General features: G+C 47.1%; 26 protein-coding genes. 1 reads left to right on the top strand and 25 read right to left on the bottom strand.

What is annotated here, in order from left to right:
- Positions 1-195 precede the first annotated feature (195 nt).
- From AF331_RS03245 to AF331_RS03170, 16 genes are all read right to left on the bottom strand, one after another.
- Positions 196-963 carry a CheR family methyltransferase gene (locus AF331_RS03245; RefSeq protein WP_053427762.1) on the bottom strand — a complete coding sequence of 256 codons (768 nt, stop codon included), beginning with the start codon at positions 961-963 and terminating at the stop codon, positions 196-198.
- A 211-nt stretch (positions 964-1,174) separates the two neighbouring features.
- Positions 1,175-1,621 carry a nucleoside-diphosphate kinase gene (ndk, locus tag AF331_RS03240; RefSeq protein WP_053426733.1) on the bottom strand — a complete coding sequence of 149 codons (447 nt, stop codon included), beginning with the start codon at positions 1,619-1,621 and terminating at the stop codon, positions 1,175-1,177.
- A 111-nt stretch (positions 1,622-1,732) separates the two neighbouring features.
- On the bottom strand, positions 1,733-2,695 hold the full coding sequence (hepT, locus tag AF331_RS03235; RefSeq protein WP_053426732.1) for a heptaprenyl diphosphate synthase component II: 963 nt from the start codon (positions 2,693-2,695) through the stop codon (positions 1,733-1,735).
- 35 nt (positions 2,696-2,730) lie between these two features.
- Positions 2,731-3,432 carry a demethylmenaquinone methyltransferase gene (locus AF331_RS03230; protein WP_053426731.1) on the bottom strand — a complete coding sequence of 234 codons (702 nt, stop codon included), beginning with the start codon at positions 3,430-3,432 and terminating at the stop codon, positions 2,731-2,733.
- A 4-nt stretch (positions 3,433-3,436) separates the two neighbouring features.
- A complete protein-coding gene (locus AF331_RS03225) occupies positions 3,437-4,273 on the bottom strand; it encodes a heptaprenyl diphosphate synthase component 1 (protein ID WP_053426730.1) in 837 nt (278 codons plus the stop codon).
- Positions 4,274-4,450: 177 nt separating this feature from the next.
- Complete coding sequence (gene mtrB, locus AF331_RS03220) at positions 4,451-4,672, bottom strand: trp RNA-binding attenuation protein MtrB (protein ID WP_048005887.1); 222 nt, start codon at positions 4,670-4,672, stop codon at positions 4,451-4,453.
- Between the two features lie 19 nt (positions 4,673-4,691).
- On the bottom strand, positions 4,692-5,258 hold the full coding sequence (gene folE, locus AF331_RS03215; RefSeq protein WP_053426729.1) for a GTP cyclohydrolase I FolE: 567 nt from the start codon (positions 5,256-5,258) through the stop codon (positions 4,692-4,694).
- Between the two features lie 162 nt (positions 5,259-5,420).
- Positions 5,421-5,693 carry an HU family DNA-binding protein gene (locus AF331_RS03210; RefSeq protein WP_032087878.1) on the bottom strand — a complete coding sequence of 91 codons (273 nt, stop codon included), beginning with the start codon at positions 5,691-5,693 and terminating at the stop codon, positions 5,421-5,423.
- Between the two features lie 805 nt (positions 5,694-6,498).
- Positions 6,499-7,977: a stage IV sporulation protein A gene (gene spoIVA, locus AF331_RS03205; RefSeq protein WP_048005889.1), complete on the bottom strand. Its 1,479-nt coding sequence runs from the start codon at positions 7,975-7,977 to the stop codon at positions 6,499-6,501.
- Positions 7,978-8,220: 243 nt separating this feature from the next.
- Positions 8,221-8,928 carry a hypothetical protein gene (locus AF331_RS03200; RefSeq protein WP_412177705.1) on the bottom strand — a complete coding sequence of 236 codons (708 nt, stop codon included), beginning with the start codon at positions 8,926-8,928 and terminating at the stop codon, positions 8,221-8,223.
- Positions 8,929-9,004: 76 nt separating this feature from the next.
- A complete protein-coding gene (locus tag AF331_RS03195; protein WP_053426728.1) occupies positions 9,005-9,202 on the bottom strand; it encodes a DUF2768 domain-containing protein in 198 nt (65 codons plus the stop codon).
- A gap of 284 nt (positions 9,203-9,486) precedes the next feature.
- Complete coding sequence (locus tag AF331_RS03190; RefSeq protein ID WP_235576349.1) at positions 9,487-10,476, bottom strand: NAD(P)H-dependent glycerol-3-phosphate dehydrogenase; 990 nt, start codon at positions 10,474-10,476, stop codon at positions 9,487-9,489.
- 77 nt (positions 10,477-10,553) lie between these two features.
- On the bottom strand, positions 10,554-11,864 hold the full coding sequence (gene der / locus AF331_RS03185) for a ribosome biogenesis GTPase Der (protein ID WP_053426726.1): 1,311 nt from the start codon (positions 11,862-11,864) through the stop codon (positions 10,554-10,556).
- 126 nt (positions 11,865-11,990) lie between these two features.
- A complete protein-coding gene (locus AF331_RS03180; protein ID WP_048005893.1) occupies positions 11,991-12,182 on the bottom strand; it encodes a capping complex subunit for YIEGIA in 192 nt (63 codons plus the stop codon).
- Positions 12,179-13,069: a YIEGIA family protein gene (locus tag AF331_RS03175; protein ID WP_053426725.1), complete on the bottom strand. Its 891-nt coding sequence runs from the start codon at positions 13,067-13,069 to the stop codon at positions 12,179-12,181. The genes AF331_RS03180 and AF331_RS03175 overlap by 4 nt, the downstream gene beginning before the upstream one ends.
- Complete coding sequence (locus AF331_RS03170) at positions 13,066-13,677, bottom strand: YphA family membrane protein (RefSeq protein WP_053426724.1); 612 nt, start codon at positions 13,675-13,677, stop codon at positions 13,066-13,068. Before AF331_RS03170 ends, AF331_RS03175 begins: the two co-directional genes overlap by 4 nt.
- 107 nt (positions 13,678-13,784) lie before the next feature.
- Here AF331_RS03170 and AF331_RS21710 point away from each other — a divergent pair, with 107 nt between their 5' ends.
- The gene (locus tag AF331_RS21710) at positions 13,785-13,913 is read left to right on the top strand and encodes a YpzI family protein (protein ID WP_082346690.1); all 129 of its coding nucleotides are present in this window, start codon (positions 13,785-13,787) and stop codon (positions 13,911-13,913) included.
- Positions 13,914-14,005: 92 nt separating this feature from the next.
- On the opposite strand, the gene fni is transcribed toward AF331_RS21710, so the two are convergent.
- The 9 genes from fni to prsW all read right to left on the bottom strand — a co-directional run bounded on the left by fni (position 14,006) and on the right by prsW (position 21,750).
- On the bottom strand, positions 14,006-15,058 hold the full coding sequence (gene fni / locus AF331_RS03165; protein WP_053427760.1) for a type 2 isopentenyl-diphosphate Delta-isomerase: 1,053 nt from the start codon (positions 15,056-15,058) through the stop codon (positions 14,006-14,008).
- 77 nt (positions 15,059-15,135) lie between these two features.
- Positions 15,136-16,269 carry a 30S ribosomal protein S1 gene (gene rpsA / locus AF331_RS03160; protein WP_053427759.1) on the bottom strand — a complete coding sequence of 378 codons (1,134 nt, stop codon included), beginning with the start codon at positions 16,267-16,269 and terminating at the stop codon, positions 15,136-15,138.
- Positions 16,270-16,383: 114 nt separating this feature from the next.
- Positions 16,384-16,965 (bottom strand): lysophospholipid acyltransferase family protein, encoded by a 582-nt coding sequence (locus tag AF331_RS03155; protein WP_053426723.1) that lies wholly within the window; start codon positions 16,963-16,965, stop codon positions 16,384-16,386.
- Position 16,966: 1 nt separating this feature from the next.
- Entirely contained in the window at positions 16,967-17,638 is a 672-nt protein-coding gene (gene cmk, locus AF331_RS03150; RefSeq protein ID WP_053426722.1) for a (d)CMP kinase, read from the bottom strand.
- Between the two features lie 144 nt (positions 17,639-17,782).
- Positions 17,783-17,965, bottom strand: a complete 183-nt coding sequence (locus AF331_RS03145; protein ID WP_053426721.1) for a YpfB family protein — start codon at positions 17,963-17,965, stop codon at positions 17,783-17,785.
- Between the two features lie 55 nt (positions 17,966-18,020).
- Positions 18,021-18,656 carry a flagellar brake protein gene (locus tag AF331_RS03140; protein ID WP_053426720.1) on the bottom strand — a complete coding sequence of 212 codons (636 nt, stop codon included), beginning with the start codon at positions 18,654-18,656 and terminating at the stop codon, positions 18,021-18,023.
- 113 nt (positions 18,657-18,769) lie between these two features.
- Positions 18,770-20,104: a germination protein YpeB gene (gene ypeB, locus AF331_RS03135; RefSeq protein WP_053426719.1), complete on the bottom strand. Its 1,335-nt coding sequence runs from the start codon at positions 20,102-20,104 to the stop codon at positions 18,770-18,772.
- A 13-nt stretch (positions 20,105-20,117) separates the two neighbouring features.
- Positions 20,118-20,930, bottom strand: a complete 813-nt coding sequence (sleB, locus tag AF331_RS03130; protein ID WP_412177704.1) for a spore cortex-lytic enzyme — start codon at positions 20,928-20,930, stop codon at positions 20,118-20,120.
- 124 nt (positions 20,931-21,054) lie between these two features.
- Positions 21,055-21,750, bottom strand: coding sequence for a glutamic-type intramembrane protease PrsW (prsW, locus tag AF331_RS03125; RefSeq protein ID WP_053426718.1), 696 nt, complete (start codon positions 21,748-21,750; stop codon positions 21,055-21,057).
- Positions 21,751-21,778 lie beyond the last annotated feature (28 nt).

Raw genomic sequence — 21,778 nt, 5'->3', positions numbered from 1 at the left:
ATATAACATAACTGTCCTCGGAATTCCTAGTACTTATACGTAAAAAAACCAGATTTCCTGTAAAGTTCCCAACCCTTTCAGTGCTTTAGCAGAGCGCATCAACCCGCCCAGGATCAGGGTAAGGGAGTACTGTGGACGGATGCGTAAGCACTTGCATGATCATTGTTAAAAAAACAGGATGACCCCTTGCAGGAGTCATCCCGTTACATTGGACTTTCTGTAAAAGAAGGTCTCCTCCGATTGAAAACCATATTGTGAAGGAGTAAAGATCTGTTCTGTGCTCCCCACGAATAAAAATCCTCCAGGGCTTAAAGCCTCATTGAATTTCCTGTAGAGGGACGTTTTCGCTTCCTCTGTAAAATAAATGAGAACATTCCTGCAAATGATCAAATCCACATGTGTGTCAAAGGGATCCGCCAGTAGATTCTGTTGCTTGAAGGTGACAGAATCGACAATGCGACGGTCCAGCATATACCTCGTCCCATCTTTCACAAAGTATTTTTGCTTCAGCGACTCGGGTATTTCCTGAAGAGAGCGCTCTGGATATACGGCCGTCCTTGCCCGTTGAAGGGCATTTTTATCAAGATCTGTCGCAATGATGGTGAATTGCTCGGGTTTCAAATGCTTCAATAGGATCATGGCAATCGTATACGGTTCTTCACCCGTCGAACAGGCAGCGCTCCACACCTTCAATTTTGTTCCTTTCATCAACCTCGGTAAAACAGACTCTTCAAGGACCTCCCAGCGCTTTTGGTTCCTGAAAAACTCCGATACGTTGATGGTCATGCGATCCAGGAATTCTTCCATCTGCTCCCTGTCGTTTTGGATCAGGTTGAAATACTCCTTGAACCCACGGCACCCTTTCTTTTCATACAAAGCTGTCAGACGTCGTTTCATTTGTGCTTCTTTGTAGAGAGAAAGGTCGATATTGGTTTTACGCTTGACTGATTGAATGAACTCCATATATTCATTGGACAACTGGTTCACACTTTCTTCTTTCGGATTTTGCTACACCTAGTATATCGAACGGAATGCATAAAAGTTTATGGGAAACAGGAAAACTTTATGACCATGGAGAGTAATCGACTTTCCGTTCCACCTCAGGGGGCGGCAATCCCTACTTATCCTGAAGTCGAAAAAAAGACAAACCGTTACGACGGTTTGTCGGGATGGATCAGTAGACCCACTCGTTCATCAATTTTGAGTATTCAAGGAGCTCTTCCTCTTTGAAGAACAATCCGATTTCCCTGACAGCGCTTTCAGATGAGTCAGAACCGTGAATGATATTTTTACCGACCGTCAGCCCGAAGTCCCCGCGGATCGTACCTAGATTCGCGTCTTTAGGGTTTGTGGCACCCATCATTCCACGAGCGGTGGTGATGACATTCTCCCCTTGCCAAACCATGGCAAAAACCGGTCCGGAAGTGATGAAATCGACTAATTCCCCGAAGAAAGGTCTTTCTTTATGCTCGCCATAGTGCTCCTTTGCGAGCTCTTCTGATACGTTCATCAACTTGGCTCCTGCAAGCTGAAACCCCTTTTTTTCGAAACGTGCGACAATATCACCGATTAGTCCGCGTTGCACTCCGTCCGGTTTGACCATTAAAAACGTTTTTTCCATGCTCCCCACTCCTATTATGTATGTATAGTATGTCTTAGGACATTACAAAAAAATAGTAACAGAGTTTCGCATGTTTGGCAACGTTTCCATTTTAAATTTTCACAATATTTCTCAATATTTTCTTTTTCCAATATAATTTGCAATGTTTTTCAACGTACGCTTCACCTTGTTTGCAGGCAAGTGATCCAAGTCTTCAAGTGCCCTGTCGAGATACCTTTTGCTCAAGGCATAGGATCGTTCGATGGCATCCGTACCACGTATGGCTTCGATGACTGATTGGATTTCTTCCGGTGAACTTTCTTCCCTTACGCGTATGATCTTTCCTTTCACTTCTGGAACATCCATGGCGTAAAGGACCGGAAGAGTGATATTCCCTTGCCAAAGGTCGCTTCCCGCAGGTTTTCCGAGCTCCTTCTCCGTTGAAGTAAGATCAAGGATATCATCGATGATCTGATAGCTCATCCCGACGTTGTATCCGAAGTTGAACAGTCTTTTATGTACTTCTTCCGGTGCTCCAGAAGAGATGGCGCCCAGCTGGCAACTGACCGCGATAAGGAGTGCCGTCTTCCGTTTGATCCGGAGGAGATAATCCCTGAGATGCTGGTCATATCGATACTTATCCTGAATCTGTGCAATTTCTCCTTTGCATAGCTCCACTAGAGTATGGGACAGGATCCTGTGGGCTTCCGGCACCCTGATGTGGGTCATGTACTCCAGGGCACGAGCGAAAATATAATCGCCTGTATACATGGCAACCCGATTGTCCCATTGCGCCTTGATGGTCGGTTTCCCCCTTCTGAGTTCCGCATCATCAATGACGTCATCATGGACAAGGGAGGCCATATGCATGAGCTCGAGGGATACAGCCGCATGTTTGACCACATTGATATCATAATCGCCATACTTGGCAGACAGCAGGACAAATACAGGTCGTATCCGTTTACCCCCGGCCTGAAGAAGGTGAAGGGAAGCTTCTTGTAAAAGGGAAGAATCCGATTGGATCGCTACTTCCAGCTCTTTTTCTATTTCCTCGATATCCGCTTTGAGAAACGAATACAATCTATTTAACTTCATAGTTTCTCCACCCATTTACCCAAAATATCGTACGTTCACTTTTTCCCGGAATGCATCGCTGCCACACCGCCGCTGAATGGCTTCACGTGAACATCCTTGAAGCCTGCTTCCCGGAACATCGTTGCGAGCTCTTTCATGCCCGGGAAATCCCTGGCCGATTCCTGCAGCCATGAATATTCATTGAAGCTCTTGGCAAACAGCTTTCCGAAGATCGGCATGATGAACCGGAAGTAGCCATAATACATCTGTTTGAAGACCGGCATCGTAGGCTGGGATGTTTCAAGGCAAACCGCCATTCCTCCAGGCTTCAGTACGCGATTCATTTCTTTGAGGACATGAAGATAATCGGGTACGTTCCTAAGACCGAAGCCGATGGTCACATAGTCGAATGTATCGTCTTCAAAAGGCAGTTCCATGGCATTCCCATGAATCAGCTCGATATTGTCAAAGCGTGAGTCCCGTACTTTCTCTTCCCCGATTGAAAGCATGTTCTGACTGAAATCGAGTCCTTTTACCTCTCCCGTCTCCCCGACTTCTTCAGCGATGGCCAATGTCCAGTCCGCCGTGCCGCAACATACATCCAGTGCCTTGCTTCCCGGTTCCACCGACATATGCTTCATTGTTTCCTTGCGCCACTTTTTATGCTGTTGAAAGCTGATGACGGAATTCATCTTATCGTAATTCCCATATATTTTTTCAAATACTCCATGTACTCTCTGTTCTTTAGACTGCTGCATTCCGTTACCCTTCTTCCGCATATAATTTCGTCATTTCCCGTGGTTCGGCATAGGGCAGCAGTTCAAGTACAATCTTCTTCAGATTGGGAGCAATAAGACCCCCATCCTCCATATTCCGATGAACGGCCGCTTTCACACCCTCAATGAGCCGGTCTAGGGACGAAAGCAAATGCCTATGACCTTCACTTTTCTTTTTCAAGAGCCCACTCTCCCTCAAGGCCGACGGTAGGCTAACCTTCGCCAGTGCCTGCAGGAAGGTAGTCGTTTCGGTCTCTTCCAAACTGCTTCGCTCCTGGATGAGCCTCTTGTATACAAGCACATCCGAGACGACTTCTTCCCACCGTGAATCGTCCATGAATGCGAAGAAATTGGAAATGATAGAGGCCTCCCTCTTCTTCAGGGTCTTCATAAGGGCGGTGATATCGGCGTGATCCCCCTTGTAGATGGATATCTTGCTCTCGTTGACTTCCTTGATTGCTTTTGCGAGAATCGCAATCAAATCAACCTCATCCGTTTCAGCGAGGATTTTGTAATATAGACTACTGAAATACACTCCGGCAAGGACCGTGAGCTGCCTTTCTTTCAGCGGATCAAACTCCGAATTAGTGACTTTTTCATGGGTATCAAGGGCAATCTGCAAAAGCATGGCAGTAGAAATCCACTGAACCTCTTCCAAGCTGATGTCCCCATCCGCCTCTGCAAACGGAAGTAAAAGGAAATGGATCCGATCCCGATCAATATAGGGATGATCGATATATTCCTTTAAATAAGAGTGGTGCAGCTGCTCTTCCACATATTGATGAATGATATTCGCTTGATGGTTGCAATCAATGAATTTCATACCCGGTAATCCCCATTTCTACTATGTATCGATCTATAATTTTCAGCACTATGTATTATATCATAAATTCATGTCCAATTGGGTAAACCGCCGCGAGGTTTATAGTGAAGGGGACGATGGCGAAGGCAGTACCTTCTTCCTCGTCCCGCGGATTGTGCACCCTATTCACGGTCGACCTTATTTCCGGCTGTCGCTTTCCATTTCGCCATAGGCCGTCTGGATGGACGCCTTGCCACGAATCTTGATGGCAGATGTGTGATCGGTGAATTGAGCGATCATCACTTCCCCTTTATCAAGCTTCTCAGAATGGTGGAAACGAGTATCCGTTCCCCGGGTCAGACCGATGACATTCACTCCATCTTCAATCGCTTTGATTACAATGTAGTCGTTGCTGTTCATCCACGTTCACTCCCGAGTATTAGTCCTTGATGAACGAAAGCACTTCGTTCCTCGCTTGTGCGTCTTCCTTGTAGCTTCCGCGCACAGCCGTTGTAACGGTACTTGCCCCCGGCTTCTTCACACCACGCATTGTCATGCACATATGTTCAGCTTCAACCACGACCATGACACCGTGAGGGTCAAGCGTCTCCATGATGGTATCTGCAACGGTCGATGTGATCCTCTCTTGAAGCTGAGGACGTTTTGCAACCGTCTCTACCGCACGTGCAAGTTTACTAAGCCCAGTCACCCTGCCATTACGGGGAATATAAGCTACATGAGCCTTCCCGAAGAATGGTACAAGATGATGTTCGCACATGGAGTGGAACGGAATATCTTTGACAAGTACAAGCTCTTCATGATCTTCACCGAAGATCGTTTCAAAATATTCCTTCGGATCCTGATGCATTCCCGAAAATACTTCGGCATACATTTTGGCTACCCTTTTAGGTGTATCAAGCAAACCTTCTCTATTAGGATTATCTCCTATCGCTTCCAGAATTAATCGGACAGCGTCTTCTATCTGGCGGTAATTCACTTCAGCCATCGTCGTTTCCTCCTAAAGTAACTTAAAGAAATAGTAACATTGTATATAGTATCACAAGCCATCACCCCCATCAAAGCAGAGTGCTTTGTGAACGCGCCGCGTGATGCCATTCGATAAAAAAAAGACCGCACAATGTGCGGTCTTTACGCTCAAAGTATGTAATTATTTTACAGCTTCTTTAAGCGCTTTACCTGGTTTGAAAGCAGGTACTTTGCTTGCTGAGATCTCGATTTCTTCACCAGTTTGTGGGTTGCGGCCTTTACGGGCAGCACGCTCGCGTACCTCGAAGTTACCGAATCCGATCAACTGTACTTTATCACCATTTGCCAGTGATTCCTGGATTGTATCAAAAACAGCGTCGACTGCTTTTGTTGCGTCCTTCTTAGAAAGTTCAGCAGCTTCTGCAACAGCATTGATTAGTTCTGTCTTGTTCATGCCATTCACCTCCTCCCAAGGAAATGCCTCAGTTTTGGTTCATTTACTTTTACTATCATTAGTAAACAAGTTTAGCGAATTCTATACATGAACAGTAAAAAATCGCTTGAAAACGTTGATGAATCAATATTCAACAACAATTCTGTTAGTAGATTATCATAATAGATTGGCCTTAGCAAGAATAAAACCAGAAATAATGGGAATCTTTTCTTATTTGATACACAAATGTAATAGAAACCCCTCTTTTTGGCTTTAAATACAAGGTTTATCCATCATTCCACCCTTGGTCACTCTACCCTTCGGCACTTATTATTAAACCTTCTGACGCCTGCCTTCTCAGAGGATAACGAGAAAAATTGTTTCATCCCTGATCAAAATAATACAGATATCAGATTCTCGCCTCCACCCTGTCCCCTCATCGCCAGCCGGGTGTTCGAGCCACAGGGTCCTTCATGGACGGTCACTCACTGGGACAGGATCATTCGACCGGTTTCGCATTTTTCATAGTACTCTAAGAATTCCTCACACCTCTCCAGTTCCGACTGCAGGGGAGATCCGGGTACACCCATCCCTGAGCACATTCATGCTTCCAGCCGGGCACCACTCATCTCATAGGCTGGTACACCTCTTTTAGAGATCACCTTCTTGCATGCCCCGGCGAAACGACCTGTCCGCTCAGTATGGACATTTGATAAGGCTTTACCGTATGGACATCACCGATACAAAGCCGGAATAATCCATGATGCACGTCAGGAATTTCACATAAAAAAACCTCCCGACGTTTGCTCCTGTCGGGAGGTTCCGGTTAGAGGATGATGGCGATCAGACCGCCTGACCCTTCATTGATGATCCGTTCCAAGGTGTCCTTGAGTTTGTAGCGGGCATTTTCAGGCATGAGGGATAGCTTTGCCTGGATGCCTTCCCTTACGATCGAGCTCAGGGAACGTCCGAAGATATCTGAATTCCAGATTGATAGTGGATCGTCTTCGAAGTCCTGCATGAGGTAGCGTACGAGTTCTTCGCTCTGCTTCTCCGTCCCGATGATCGGTTCGAACTTGGATTGTACATCGACCTTGATCATATGGATCGACGGGGCGACGGCTTTCAGGCTGACGCCGAAACGTGAACCCTGCCTGATGATTTCCGGCTCATCGAGGCTCATGTCGGACAAGGAAGGAGCTGCAATGCCATATCCCGTCTGTTTCACCATCCGCAACGCATCTGATATTTGGTCATATTCGGCTTTTGCATGGGCGAAATCCTGCATGAGCTCAAGGAGATGATCTTTCCCCCTGATCTCGACGCCGACGATTTCCTTCAGCACCTCATCGTAGAGCTCATCCGGTGCATACAGGTCGATTTCGGCTATCCCCTGCCCCATGTCGATACCGGCCAATCCGGCCCTCTCGATATGCTCGATTTCGCTGAAATGGTGGACGACCCGGTCCACATCCCTCAGGCGCTTGATATCTTTCACCGTCTCCTTGACGGCCTCCTGATAGTTCTGTCTCAACCAATGCTCTTCTTTCAGCACCATGACCCAGCTCGGTAGATTGACGTTCACTTCCAAGACCGGGAATTCGAACAGCGCTTCCCTCAGGACGTTCATGACATCCGAATCCCTCATGCTTTCGACGCTCATGGCAAGCACCGGGATATCGTATTTATCCTGAAGCTTCAGTCGCAGGTCTTCGGTTTCCGGCGCATGAGGCCTTGCCGAGTTGATGACCATGATGAACGGCTTACCGACTTCCTTCAGTTCTTCAATCACTCTCTCTTCCGCTTCGATGTAATCTCCGCGGCCGATTTCTCCGATGGATCCGTCGGTCGTGACGACCACACCGATCGTGGAATGCTCCTGGATGACTTTACGTGTCCCGATCTCAGCCGCTTCATGGAACGGGATCGGCTCTTCATACCACGGCGTGTTGATCATCCTCGGGCCATTCTCATCTTCATATCCCTTGGCACCAGGCACGGTATACCCCACACAGTCTACCAATCTTATATTCACTTCAAGGCCCTCGTCCACATGCACGGAAATGGCCTGATTCGGTACAAATTTCGGCTCTGTCGTCATGATGGTCCTTCCGGCAGCGCTCTGAGGCAGTTCATCCTGTGCCCTGGCCCGCTCGGATTCACTTGCAATATTGGGTAGGACCACCAGTTCCATGAATTTCTTAATGAACGTCGACTTCCCGGTCCTCACAGCCCCTACAACCCCCAGGTAAATATCCCCACCCGTTCTTTCGGCAATGTCTTTAAATAGATCGACTCTTTCCAAGAGACTCCCTCCTATCTTCTATTCCAAGGATCGAATTCATCCGCTTATGCTGTCTCTCACAGTAGGTTTGATGTTGTCCTAATGTCTTAAGACTATTAATATGCACCTTTTACCCCCTTATGAATGATTTCAGAAATTTATTATGTCTTGGCATTTATGATCCTTCATACAGAGAAGGGAATAAAAAATGTCATAATAAAAAACCCTTCTCCTACACTATATTTTGCAGAAGAAGGGTTATGCCTATTTTGTCATGAAGACCGGTTCATTCTTATCATCAATCGTATATGGGAGTGAGTAGGCAGGGACGAATAGAGAATCGTCGGTCAATAGCCTGCGGATGTCCTCCCCTTCCTTCACATCGTTTCGATCTTTCACCTTATCGTACAGATCCATCGAGTAGTCTACGAAGATCTCTCCGTCTCCGTTGATGACAAGAGGGAGATTATGATTCGTGTATGGACTTTGTACATATACTTCATCATCATATCCAAGTTCTTTATAGTTGAGCTTGTATACATTTTCCGCCACCTGCTTTTCAAAAGGAGGATAATCCTGAGCCTGGATACGGATATTCACTTCCCTGATCCTTTCAGCCATCCGGAGATCAAAGATCTTCACTTCGGGATCCTCTTCTGCATCGATGATGACATATTGGAATATTCCACCGCTCTCAAATGCATTACCCGGTACTTCATTGAGATACTGAGGAACGAGCTTTTTGAAATCCAGGGGATATTTCTGATAGATGGGGGTGTCTTCTTCCTTTGTTTTGATCGGAAGAAGCCCGCCCGTGTCTTTCTGATATGTATCGACGGCTTCTTGAACCGATTTTACCTGGGCATCATAAGGAATTTTGTTCTGGCTTTTATTTTCTTCCGGATACAAGCATCCCGATAGGAGGCTCATGGTGATGACCAGAAGCAAGGCTAGTACTCCGTTCTTATTCAATCATAATCGTCCTTTCACAGTGGAGCTGTTCAACCCGCCGTTTTTACACGGCACCTATGGACAGGATTGAAGCGCTTTAATTTGACGGTCCGCTCAATACGATATAGAGCATTGTGAGCCCTCCGGCTATCATCATGATATAGGCCGCAAAGGCAGTGACGAATTTCAATATCTTTTGCTTGATTTTATAACGGCTGAAGTAAATGGTCATGATTGCAAAAAACATAAATCCCATCGATGCGAATGAAATCCACATCTTCATCATTGATGTCATGATGTATCCCCTCCCATTTATCGAATTGTATTATAACATAAGAATTTCCGAAAAAAACAAAAAATCTGAATCTGAAACAAAGTTTCCATCATTATGTGATGCAGCTCATTCATTTCCAACATGTCGCAAAAAAAAACAGCCGATAATATCCAGGGAACCCCCCATCATTACCGGCTGAACAGCTTGAGACCTACCCATCCATAAGCAAAGCTGTATATATTCAAGACAGTGTATGCACATTTGTTGGTTGCGTATCCTCTAAATGCCCATGGATGGCTGTTTTTTTAATCCGTCAGACGTTCTCCGAGGATATTGACGAGATCTTCCATCTCGTTCGTCTTGACCCTTGCCATGAGATGGTCGACCGCTTCCTTCGCCTTTACCTCATTGAATAGGACATCATAAAGAACATTCGTGATCGGCATCTTCACGTCATACTTTTCGGCTAGCTGATGGGCAGCCTTCGTCGTACGGACGCCTTCCACCACCATCCCCATGTTTTCCAGGACTTCATCGAGATTCTTGCCTTGACCGAGAAGATTTCCGGCTCTCCAGTTCCTGGAGTGGACGCTTGTACACGTGACGATCAGATCTCCGATACCCGTAAGGCCAGAGAACGTCAGGGGATTGGCACCCATTTTCGTACCCAGTCGTGCGATTTCTGCGAGCCCCCTCGTAATGAGCGCTGCTTTCGCATTATCACCGTAACCAAGGCCGTCCGTGATCCCGGCAGCAAGGGCGATGATGTTTTTCAGGGCCCCGCCGATTTCAACACCAAGAAGATCAGGATTTGTATATACCCTGAAGTTCTTGTTCATGAAAAGATCTTGCACTTCTTCTGCAGCCTTCATATTCTTCGAGGAGACCGTGACCGTCGTCGGATGGCGCAAGCTTACTTCTTCGGCATGACTCGGTCCTGAAAGGACAACGATCGCCTCCCTGTTCACTTCATCCATTTCTTCTTCGATGATTTCAGAGATCGTCATGAGTGAATCGGGTTCGATCCCTTTACTCACATGAACAACCGTCAACGGGCCAGCCTGCTCCTCCTGAATCCGTCCGAGCACCCCGCGGATCGCTTTTGTAGGGACCGCAAGGATGATCGTGTCCACCCCTTGAAGGGCTTCTGCCAAATCGTGATAGCCGCGGATCGTTTCAGGTAGTTTAATATCTTTCAGATATTTCCCGTTCGTATGATGACGATTGATTTCGTCGATCTGTTCTTGTTTATGTCCCCATAGGCGGACCGGTACGTCGTTATCGGCGAGGACCATGGCCAGGGCAGAACCCCAGCTCCCCGCGCCGATCACGGCAACTTCTTTAGAATGTTTCACTGCCTACACCTGCCTCATTATTTTCTTGCTCTTGCAATGATACGAATAGGAGTTCCTTCAAATCCAAATGCATCCCTGATCCGGTTTTCCAGGAAACGTTCGTAAGAGAAATGCATCAATTCAGGATCATTGACGAATACAACGAATGTAGGAGGCTTGACGGCCACCTGTGTCGCATAGTAGATCCTCAGACGCTTCCCATTGTCAGTAGGGGTCGGATTCATCGCGACAGCATCCATGACCACTTCATTGAGCACGCTGGATTGAACGCGCATGGAGTGGTTTTCGCTGGCTACGTTGATCATCGGCAGAAGCGTATGGATACGCTTCTTGGTAAGGGCCGATAAGAAAACGATTGGTGCGTAGTCAAGGAACTGGAAGTGATCCCTGATGTTCTTCTCCCACTTGTTCATGGTCTTTTCATCTTTCTCAACCGCATCCCATTTATTGACGACAATGATGACGGCACGGCCGGCATCATGGGCATAGCCCGCGATCTTCTTATCCTGTTCGATGATGCCTTCGTCGCCATCGATGACGACCAGGACGACATCAGATCGTTCAATCGCTCTCAAGGCACGAAGGACGCTGTATTTCTCCGTCGTTTCATAGACCTTCCCTTTTTTCCTCATACCCGCAGTATCGATGATGACATAGTCCTGACCATCGTAGGAATAAGAGGAATCGACTGCATCCCTGGTCGTTCCGGCCATATTGCTCACAATGACCCGGTCTTCTCCAAGAAGGGCGTTCACAAGGGATGATTTACCGACGTTCGGACGGCCGATCAATGAGAACTTGATCACTTCATCATCATAATCCTCTTCCTCTTCCTGCTTGAAATGCTTCACCACATCATCCAGAAGATCACCCAGGCCCAGACCATGCGATCCTGAAATCGGATAAGGCTCCCCGAACCCAAGGGAATAAAAATCATAGACCAATTCCCTCATTTCTGGGTTATCTACCTTATTTACCCCAAGAACGACCGGTTTACTCGACCGGTAAAGGATCTTTGCCACCACTTCGTCTGCAGCTGTCACTCCTTCTCTTCCATTTGCCAGGAAGATGATGACATCGGCTTCATCAATGGCGATTTCAGCCTGCTGCCTGATTTGATCTAAAAAAGGCTCGTCCCCGATCTCGATCCCGCCCGTATCGATCATATTGAATTCATGAGTCAGCCACTCTGCAGAACTATAGATCCGGTCCCTCGTCACACCAGGTACGTCTTCGACGATTGAGATCCGTTCACCGACGATGCGGTTGAAGATCGTCGATTTCCCGACATTCGGACGTCCGACGATGGCTACTACTGGCTTTGTCATATTGTTCACCCTTTCTATCTATCGCTTCCGTTTCATTAATTCGCGTTTATGTAGAGAAGGACTGGCCCTTCACTGGGTCAGTCCCCTTAACTTAAGTATTTTAACAATAAAAGATGAAACTAGCAATTAGTGTTTTACAATAATGAATAAGCCTTCGTCCAACTCATGGGCAATTCCATCAAGGATGGCTTCCAGGTTATTGCACACTTTCTGCAGTTCTTCAATGGTTTTACAGTGAAAGACCGCTGTTCCTGAAGGCACTCTTTCAGGCGATGTGGTAACTGCTGCCAGGATGAATTTTTGTATGACCGTGCTCATTTATGGGCCTCCTTGTTCGCCTTGGATTCAGAGGGCATCCTGATGGCATTTTCAAGCGTCGGGACCTGACCGAGTATGGAGATTGCCATATCGACATCCTTTTTCTGAGGTAGCACGAAGATTCCCACGCGACCATCATCGAGATCCCGCTTTGCCAGCGGTGTAAGGGCAGGCGTACCTGAATCTTTGTAGATCCCGAGCGACGTGGAGATATCATGGAGGATCGCCTGTCGTTGACCAAGGTTCGCCAGTGTCGAACTGGCATCGAAGGTTTTGGGGGCGAGAATGAAGCCCATCCCGTACTTCATGATCTCCTCCTGTCTTGCAGGAAGTCCGATATTCATGATGTAGATATTATCGACATATAAGCCGGGGCCATCAAAATGAGGCTTGATAAACTCAATATCCACAATGTCCTTAAGCTTCCCACCAGCCATCAGCAGATGGGACACAAACATACAGACCAGACTGACGACAAGGGCGATATAAAAATTGAACACAATGAAAGTCAAGGTCGCGATCAATGAAGTGAAGATCACCAGATAATTACGGCTTTCAAAAGCAACCGCAATCCCTTCTATATAGGTGGCGCCACGTGGTACAAGCTCATAGGCATCCAGTTCCGTGAGTGTCGTCCTCTCCATATTACGGACGTCCCTGAACTGTGAAGCCGCCACCGTCAGGAAGGTGATGGCCGTGAAGTTCTCTTCCATCAGGGCAGGGATCGCGATGGCCCCAAGACCGGATGCAATGAATCCAAGTGCAATGTGGATGATCTTGCCGTGAAGATACGTCGGATATTGCCGGTAGTCCGTTCGCAGCATATAGATTCGTGTCAGGGTCCCTGCCACTACCCCGAAGATCACCGGAAAAACATAGTCATTCATAAGTGATGTGCATCCCCCTTGTTTTCCTGAAGTTTCGCATTAAATAATCGATTTATAAACAGAAGCCCATCAATCCCGACCAGGATAAGAAACGATACGGCAGCTGCGTCCATGTACTTGTGCTCACCGATCGTATGGCCAAAACCGATGGTCGTCAGAATCATTCCGATGAATACCTGCCCCAAGGCACCTCCAAGAAGGACAGATGCATACCTCACATTCCTTGAAGCAACGTCGCTGTAAAAGAGGAACCCCATTACAATCAGGACCGATACATCAAGAATGAAGGGATCTACGATCACGAGGACTGGGTCATAGATCGATACGAGCTTCACACCTGTCAGGCACATGGCCGTTGAGATCAAGCTGATGAAAAGGTACAATTTTTTACGCAGCGGCAACTCTCTTATGGTCCACAGGGCCAGTAATACAATCAGTACCAAGGGAACGGTGACTCGGTAGTGACCCATTCCGAATTCATATGGAAAGGAAGCAACCAGGACCAACGTGCAAAAGGAAATCCAAAAGCGGACCCGTCCCTTCTTCATCAGAAACGTACTGTAAACCCAGACTCCCCATAATATCCACAAATAAAATATACCTTCCATGACGTTCACTCTCCCTTACTATCTACATTATGGAAAATATTTATGTATCCCATTCATGTATGAGAAAAATCATCACTGAAAAAATAAAGGAAGGGGGTGAGAGACAGATGGGAAAAGATCGCCAGGAAAAGAAACTGAAACAGAGTAAGCGAGTGGAATCAGATCGTGACCAGGGGCTTCATTACAAAGGTGCTACAAGCATGGAAAGCCCTGATGAAAGCCGAAAGCATAGGTGATCCACCTGCTCAGAGATACGTTGGGGTTCAAGCAGACTTGAATCCATTTATCACATAAAAAAGAACGGATCCCGTCGGATCCGTTCTTTTCTTTATATTCCCCTTCTGCTGAAACGTTCTGGTTCAAGGCCACGTACCATCAGCCAGTGGTACACATGCCCTGTAAGGATGAGGGGCGTCTGATGGAGATCTTCAAGCGTCTCACAGCCCAAAGCGCTCATAAGATAGCGTATATCCGTATGGATCTCATTGACTTCCTTGATGGTAGCTTGAAGTCCATCGCCCAATAGTTTACCAAGAAGTACACCTGCCATACCGGCAGCCGATGCCCCGAGACTGATCGACTTGACGATATCCAGACTATTCATGATACCACCTGAGGAAATGATCGGCAGGTCTGTGGCCTGATGGGCTTCTGCAATGGAAATGGCCGTCGGAATGCCCCAATCATCAAAGAAATGAAGCATCCTTTCACGACGTTGATTTTCAATCCTTGAGAAGTTGGTACCTCCGAAGCCACCGATGTCGATTCCGGCTATCTTCGTTCGGGAAAGGGCCTGTGCCGCTTCCCTACTGATTCCGAAGCCGGTTTCTTTCACTATGACAGGTACAGACAGGCCTTCTGCAATCAATCCGATTCGCTCCAGTGCTCCTTTGAAGTCACGATCCCCTTCAGGCATGGTCAGTTCCTGGATGACATTCAGATGGATTTGAAGGGCATCAGCACGGATCATCTCCACGGCGTCCTGTGCCTGCTGAACCGTAGCCTCACTGCCCAGGTTCCCAAGTACGATCCCCTCAGGATTATATTTCCGTACGATTTCATATGTGGATCTTTCTGACGTGTCCTTCAGTGCGGACATCTGTGACCCCACGGCTATGGCCATACCTGTTTCCCTGGCAAGAACCGAGAGATCCTCATTGATCTTGGATGTTTGTTCCCCGCCACCACCGGTCATAGCATTAATGAAAATCGGCGAACTCCACTCAAGTCCGCCGATTTTTGTGTGAAGATCAATATCTTCAAGTGCTATATTCGGTAAGCTTTGGTGAACAAAAGCTACTTCATCAAAACCGGTCTTTCGAAGCTGACCTGTTGATAAAGCATGTTTAATATGATCCTGTTTTCGTTGAGCTCTTGTCACACGCATCACCATTTTGTATTTTATCGTAAAGCAATCCCCCGCCATAACCGGCAAGGGGATTGTAATCAAACCTGCTTTTATTTCAAATCTTTCAGTTTATCACCGATCATTTCACCGAGCTGGAACCCTGTGCTTTCTTCCGGCATTTCATAATCGGTTACTTCCGCTTCTTTTTCTTCAAGCGCCTTGATGCTCAATGAAAGGCGTTGATCTGCTTCATTCACATCAAGGACCTTCACTTTCACATCCTGGTTCTCCTGAAGGACTTCATGCGGTGTACCGATATGCTTGTGAGAAATCTGGGAAATATGCACAAGTCCTTCTACGCCGGGGAAAACCTCGACGAATGCGCCATAAGAAACGAGGCGTTTCACGACCCCTTCAAGGACGGTTCCTTTTGGTGCTTTGCTTGCGATCTCACTCCAAGGTCCAGGTAGAGTCTCCTTGATGGATAAGGAGATCCGTTCGTTGTCACGGTCCACGCTTAGTACCTTGACCGTTACTTTCTGACCTTCTGTCACTACGTCTGACGGTTTCTCAACATGTTCGTGGGAAAGCTGAGAAATATGGACAAGTCCGTCCACACCACCGATATCGACGAAAGCTCCGAAATCAGTGATTCTTTGTACGGTTCCTTCAAGGACGGAACCGGATTCGATGTCGACGAGAAGCTGCTTCTTCTGCTCTTGCTTCTCCGCTTCGACCACTGCGCGGTGGGAAAGGATCAAGCGATTTTTCTCCTGGTCCAATTCCACGATCTTGAACGTAAGAGTCTTATTCTTGTAATCTGCGAAATCCTCAACATAGTGATCTTCGACAAGTGAAGCTGGCACGAAACCGCGTACGCCGAGATCGACAACAAGACCACCCTTGACGACGTCTTTGACTTCCGCTTCAAAGATCTCCCCTTGTTCAAAGCGGTCTTTCATATCTTCCCATGCTTTTTCAGCATCAACTTTGCGTTTGGACAGGACTAAGAGCTCCTCTTCCACTTTCGTCACGATTAGCTCAAGTACATCCCCTTCACTGACTACATCGGATGCTGTTTCAATATGAAGGCTTGAGAGTTCACTGATTGGAATGATGCCATCCACCTTGCTATCCTGGACATCCACTAGGACCTGTTTCTCTTCGACCTTAGTGACGGTACCTTGAACTCTTTCACCAATCTCGAGATTTTTCACTTCGATTCCATTCATGTCTTCCATTATGTACTCCTCCTTAATCCATGACTGCAAAAAATTTGAACTTCTCGCATGCATTTTAAATATTCTTTCTATTAACTTCTAATAAATAGTCCTTTTTGTCAAGCAAGAAAGCTTATATTAATGATGGTTCTTCATTAAATCGGAGATATGACCCATGATGATGTCAGTCGTTTGCTCGGCGTTCATCTTTTGCCCCCTGATCGGATCCATATCGATCGGCGGACCGAAGACGACCCTGAGCTTCCGGAATGGTTTGTATGGACCAATGATGGCACACGGTACGACATGAGCGTCTGAGCGTAGTGCAAAGAATCCCGCTCCTGCCAATCCCTTTCCGATTTCTCCTGTTTTACTTCTAGTACCCTCTGGGAACAGACCTAAAACCTCTCCCTCTTTCAAAACCTTCAGACCCTTCCTCAATGCCTCCCGGTCGCTCATCCCCCTCCGTACGGGGAAAGCGTGGATACCCGGAAGGATCTTCCCGAGGATCGGTACATTGAAGAGCTCCTCTTTGGCCATAAACGACACGGGTCTTGGGGCTGCGACTCCGACGACCGGGGGATCCAGGTTGTCGATGTGATTCGAGCAAAGGAGGACGCCCCCTTCTTTAGGGAAGTGTTCAAGACCCTCCACCTGAATGCGGTACAACGGAGAAAGGATGGACTTCACAAGGCCTCTTGCAAAGGAATAAAGATTCACATCAACCGATCCTTTCCACTTGTTTCATGATTTCCTGCACCACTTCATTGATTGAAAGGGAGGTTGTATCGATTTCGATGGCATCCTCTGCCTTTTTCAGCGGTGCAACTTCCCTCTCGGAATCGATTTTATCCCGAAGGGCGATCTCTTCCTTCAACTTTTCAAGGTCGGAGGGAAAACCTTTTCTCAAATTCTCAGAATGACGACGCTCCGCCCGCTCCTCCACGCTCGCAAGCAGGAAGATCTTCACTTCAGCATCTGGTATCACATGGGTTCCGATATCGCGGCCGTCCATGACGACGCCGCCTTCCCTTGCAAGCTGCTGCTGCCTGCTGACCATTTCTTCACGGACCTTGGAGTGCACAGCAACATGTGAGACCGAATTCGTTACGTTTGCCTGCCTGATCTCATCCGTTACATCCGTTCCGTCTACGAGGACGATCTGTCCGCCATCTGTAGGCTGCAACTCGATGACCGTAGCATCCAATACCTCTTTAAGGGCATCCTCATCTGTCAAAGCGACACCTTTATTCAATGCTTTATATGTCAGGGACCTGTACATGGCACCTGTATCGATATAAAGATAAGACAATCTTCCCGCCACGATCTTTGCGACGGTGCTTTTTCCTGCCGCTGCAGGACCATCAATAGCTATTCTCAAATTCATTTTCATCCACCTGCTTACATTCCTAATAAATTTCTTATCCATTTTAACATAAATCATCGGGGGCGCATCAGGAAAGTTTTCCATTCAGGGGTTCGGGCTAAGAGGGGGGAACACCAAGGAAGGAAGGAGGAGAGGAAGGGCTTTACGCCCCTATCTGCCTGGATTCTTGATTGTTTCGAGTATTTCGCTGTATGTCAGTTTTTCCACTCCTTCATAAAATGTGATCTTCCGAAGGGACGGAATGGGATCATAGTGGATGAGCCACTGGGCGGCAAAGAGCAGGATCAGATGCATGATCATCAGTTTGAGGAGGATTCGTTCGACGGCTTTCATTCCATCACCTTTTCCATTTGATTAGAAAAAGTATGCACCATCCATTAGATATTATTCATGCAAACCCTTTTTTTCTGTGATCTAGCTGTTTTTCAAAACAGAATCGCATGATGTGGCGCTTATGGGCTTCATCCGGTGCAATGAATTCAATGCTTGCAAGTTTTCTCCTGTCTTTTTCCCATATTCGACTGACCCTTCCCTTCAGCTCAAGGTACTGGTTGGCCTTTTGCAAAGGGAGGACAAGGAATAGCTCTACTTCTTCCTCTTCCCGGATCCCTGCATCCTCTTTCAGGATGAGAGCGCATCCCCCTGCACTGATGTCTTCCGTAACCGTGACAATCTGATTCCCCTCCGTCTTCAGACTGATGTCGACCGGTGCTTCGATCCGGACGAAATGCCGCCTCTGGATCCGTTGAAACTCTTCCTCTGATGGACGCTCCAGCTCGATCAAAGGAATTTCCGCCATCCTTCTCCCCACCACATCCGTCTTACATTCCAACACCGTCTGGTCCTTCAGGACAAAACTCACCTTCAGGCGCGTTCCGTTGATAAGGAAAATGGATTTCCCCGTTTTCTGATGGATTGGATAATCAATCAGGACCTTATCATCTTCCAGTTCGCACACCCTGCATTTATACGTCCCTTCTACTCCGTCCTGCTCCAACTGCAGAGTCATCCCAACTTCAAACACAGTTCTTTCCTCCTATCCTTTTATACCTACTTTCATTATGCCATTCCTTTCTTTTGTTTTCCATAATTTTTCATCTATACAAGAAAAAACGGGCCATTTAGCCCGTTTCCTGCTTAATAAAGCTGTTCTGTACTTTTCATACGCTCGACTTTTTCTTCCTGACCGTTCTGTGCGTTGATGAAGATCCTGAAGGTGTCCTTTCCCATCATTCCTAGGAATTCATAGCAGAGCACCTCTTCATTCAGATCATTGACGATGACTGCCTGTCTCTCTTCCATCACTTTCAGATTCGGACTGGTGTATCCCTTTGCCTTCTCAATCGAAATGGTCGGCTCAGCCGTTTCTCGGTCATGATGATTCCTCAGGTATTCGTCTGCAGCAAATCCGACGATCTGACCGTTGTCAAGGGCCACCTTCACTTTGATTGAATCAGGATAGATCCTTACCCCATCAATCGTCTTCACGAAGGTGAAGACACCGATATTATTGTACTGAGCGCTTTCAAACAGCTCCAACTGCTCGAAATCATTATCGTTCAGGAACTTTGAAGCATTGCGTGAGGCCTCATTCAAGGAGATGACGGCATCCTTCACATTGCGGTTATTGATATACCAGATAGGATAGCCGCCTTTTTTCGTAACATCCATACTGGCATCCGTCCCACCATTGCCGATGGAAACGGAATAAAATTCAAACTCTGAGCCCTTCCCGCTTTTTTCGACCCTTGCATCCTTCGATTCACCGATACCCGAATACTTTCTCAAGAGGGCGACCGCTTGATCCTTCGTAATGTTTTTCCCTTTGAGCTTCTTGAAATTATTTTCTTTTTTCTGATTGTTTACGAACGTCGTTGTCCCGACATTTGCTTCTGTATAGCCCGTTACATTTTTTTCAACGGTCTTGAATCCGTCGATAATGGTATTATCGGCTTGCTCTTTTCCACTGGCTAGGGCCATTTCAACATCCATCCAACGGAGGTTATTCTTCATGACCAGATTTTGTACGGTTCGAAGTTCATCCTGGATTTCCGCACTTTGTTCATACAATTTTTCGAGTGATTTGTATTCTTCATCTGTCAACGGGTTCTTATCGAGGTCACGTACGGCCGTGCGATAGCTGAAGTCACCGATCTGGCTCAGGAATTCCTCCGTTTTGTTGAACGGCAGGAGCGATAGGGGCAGCTGCCCCACATCGCTGTGCGCCTGTGAAGTCAGCCTCCACACATCCGCCAAGGCCGGTGACAGAGACTTCCTTGAATTCATGGCGAGCGTGGCGCCGATTCCGTCATGCAGCATGTCCATCTGGTAAGTCAACTCATGGAAGGCTCGCTGATAATTATTCTCTGCGTTGATGAGTATCGCATTCTTCTCCTGGTGCTCCTGATACCCCCAGAAGGCCGTTCCTGCCACGCCTATGACTAATACTGCAATGATTATTCCTCGTATCATCTTGGATCACCCCTTAATTACAGAATATATGCTTCCCGATTTTCTTGATCTGTGGTCTGGTCCAAATCCATTTACTTGTGGCCGTCTCCGGATTGAAATAGTAGAGGGCACTCGACGAAGGATCCCATCCATTTATGGCATCCATAACTGCTTCCTTGGCCCTCTCATTCGGTGTGAGCCAGATCTGACCATCCGCTACGGCTGTGAATGCACCTGGTTCGAAGATGACTCCTGCCGCTGTGTTCGGGAAGGAAGCGCTGTCGATCCGGTTCAATATGACGGCAGCCACAGCCACCTGACCTTCATACGGCTCTCCCCTGGCCTCACCGTAGACAGCGTTGGCCATGAGTTGGATATCATTCTGGGAATAGCCGCTCGGTGCATTGACGGCCGATGGTTTTGCCCCGGATGATCCTTTATTGGCGTCCGTTTTCCCGGTGCTCTGCTTGCTTTGGGCGGTGCCCCCATAGTAGGTGAACTTGTTTCCTTTATTGATCTGATCATGCACATACTGTTTATCGAACTTTGAAGCTTTGGTTAACTTATCTTTCGTCGTTTTGCCTGCGAGACCATCAATGGGCAGTCCGTATTCGTACTGAAAATTACGCAGGGCCCAATAGGTTCCCCACCCGAATACCCCGTCAATCTTCCCGTTATAGAACCCTATATATTGAAGTCTCGCCTGAAGCTCGATGACATCATCACCGGTGGCCCCCTGCTGGATGACCTGCCCTGTGAACGCATCTGTTTCCGATGCTTCGGACGATATCATAACAAGGATGCAGACCAGTACTGCAGCGCCAACTTTCCAAATTCTCTTCATCATGCGTACCCTCCATATTCTCATTTCACATTTTCAGTAGTTTTTGTAGAGGCATCCATTTTATGCAAAGCTCTTTGCTCAAATATGCAGTCATCCAACACTGATCTGCATGAAATAAAAAAAACACTCAGCCTGAGTGTCTTACGGGATCCTTGATCATTTTTGATTTATAGTGGTGTTCTGATAGCCTGTGAGCTTGTTTTACCTTTTTCAATCCTAGCCACCAAAGGAAGAACATGAAGGGAATCATAAAATACACCCAGTTTTTTTCTGAAAGGAAGATATAATTGTAGGTACCATGCAGGATGATGGGCAGGGAGATCGACATGATCATCCACTTCACCTTCCCCTCTTCCGGGGAGAACTTTGCTTTTCCAAGGTAATACCCCATCAGGACACCGAATAATGCATGACTTGATACAGGAAGGAGTGCACGTCCGAATGCGTACTCCACTCCGTTCGCTACGAGGTAAAGGATATTTTCCACTGTCGCGAATCCCAGGGAAACACTTGCTCCGTAAATGATACCGTCATAAGGTTCGTCGAAATGTACATGCTGATAAATGACGACGATGAGGATGAACCATTTAAAAAACTCCTCCAGGAATCCTGAGGAAAGATAGGCGGTGGAGAAGTTCGAAGTGACAAACCCTTCGACATCCAGTACGTATTGGAGGAACATGATTGGAAAGGTGATGATCACACCAAATAAAAAGGCCTTGAACACCAGCGCCACAGGTTCTGCATCGTATTCATCGCGTAGGTAAAAATAACTCAGCAGCGCCAAGCCAGGTGCTATGCCTGCTGATAAGATCACCAGCATAAAAAGTCCTCTTTTCTTTCCGTTTCCT

It is taken from the genome of Rossellomorea marisflavi, from assembly GCF_001274775.1.
Lineage (GTDB): Bacteria > Bacillota > Bacilli > Bacillales > Bacillaceae_B > Rossellomorea > Rossellomorea marisflavi.
The sequence above is the reverse complement of the archived record's forward strand: the minus strand, read 5'-3'. Positions and strand labels throughout refer to the sequence as shown.

Excerpts from the sequence above, each read along its gene's own strand:
- AF331_RS03175 (WP_053426725.1), bottom strand. The coding sequence starts at position 13,069 with ATGAATGACTATGTTTTTCCGGTGATCTTCGGGGTAGTGGCAGGGACC.
- hepT (WP_053426732.1), bottom strand. The coding sequence starts at position 2,695 with ATGAAGTTAAATAGATTGTATTCGTTTCTCAAAGCGGATATCGAGGAA.
- AF331_RS03180 (WP_048005893.1), bottom strand. The coding sequence starts at position 12,182 with ATGAGCACGGTCATACAAAAATTCATCCTGGCAGCAGTTACCACATCG.
- AF331_RS03230 (WP_053426731.1), bottom strand. The coding sequence starts at position 3,432 with ATGCAGCAGTCTAAAGAACAGAGAGTACATGGAGTATTTGAAAAAATA.
- der (WP_053426726.1), bottom strand. The coding sequence starts at position 11,864 with ATGACAAAGCCAGTAGTAGCCATCGTCGGACGTCCGAATGTCGGGAAA.
- AF331_RS03145 (WP_053426721.1), bottom strand. The coding sequence starts at position 17,965 with ATGAAAGCCGTCGAACGAATCCTCCTCAAACTGATGATCATGCATCTG.
- ypeB (WP_053426719.1), bottom strand. The coding sequence starts at position 20,104 with ATGATACGAGGAATAATCATTGCAGTATTAGTCATAGGCGTGGCAGGA.
- AF331_RS03210 (WP_032087878.1), bottom strand. The coding sequence starts at position 5,693 with ATGAACAAGACAGAACTAATCAATGCTGTTGCAGAAGCTGCTGAACTT.
- mtrB (WP_048005887.1), bottom strand. The coding sequence starts at position 4,672 with ATGAACAGCAACGACTACATTGTAATCAAAGCGATTGAAGATGGAGTG.
- AF331_RS03225 (WP_053426730.1), bottom strand. The coding sequence starts at position 4,273 with ATGAAATTCATTGATTGCAACCATCAAGCGAATATCATTCATCAATAT.
- folE (WP_053426729.1), bottom strand. The coding sequence starts at position 5,258 with ATGGCTGAAGTGAATTACCGCCAGATAGAAGACGCTGTCCGATTAATT.
- AF331_RS21710 (WP_082346690.1), top strand. The coding sequence starts at position 13,785 with ATGGGAAAAGATCGCCAGGAAAAGAAACTGAAACAGAGTAAGCGAGTG.
- sleB (WP_412177704.1), bottom strand. The coding sequence starts at position 20,930 with ATGATGAAGAGAATTTGGAAAGTTGGCGCTGCAGTACTGGTCTGCATC.
- AF331_RS03245 (WP_053427762.1), bottom strand. The coding sequence starts at position 963 with ATGGAGTTCATTCAATCAGTCAAGCGTAAAACCAATATCGACCTTTCT.
- cmk (WP_053426722.1), bottom strand. The coding sequence starts at position 17,638 with ATGAAAATGAATTTGAGAATAGCTATTGATGGTCCTGCAGCGGCAGGA.
- AF331_RS03195 (WP_053426728.1), bottom strand. The coding sequence starts at position 9,202 with ATGACATCAATGATGAAGATGTGGATTTCATTCGCATCGATGGGATTT.
- ndk (WP_053426733.1), bottom strand. The coding sequence starts at position 1,621 with ATGGAAAAAACGTTTTTAATGGTCAAACCGGACGGAGTGCAACGCGGA.
- AF331_RS03190 (WP_235576349.1), bottom strand. The coding sequence starts at position 10,476 with ATGGTCCTCGCCGATAACGACGTACCGGTCCGCCTATGGGGACATAAA.
- AF331_RS03170 (WP_053426724.1), bottom strand. The coding sequence starts at position 13,677 with ATGGAAGGTATATTTTATTTGTGGATATTATGGGGAGTCTGGGTTTAC.
- prsW (WP_053426718.1), bottom strand. The coding sequence starts at position 21,750 with ATGCTGGTGATCTTATCAGCAGGCATAGCACCTGGCTTGGCGCTGCTG.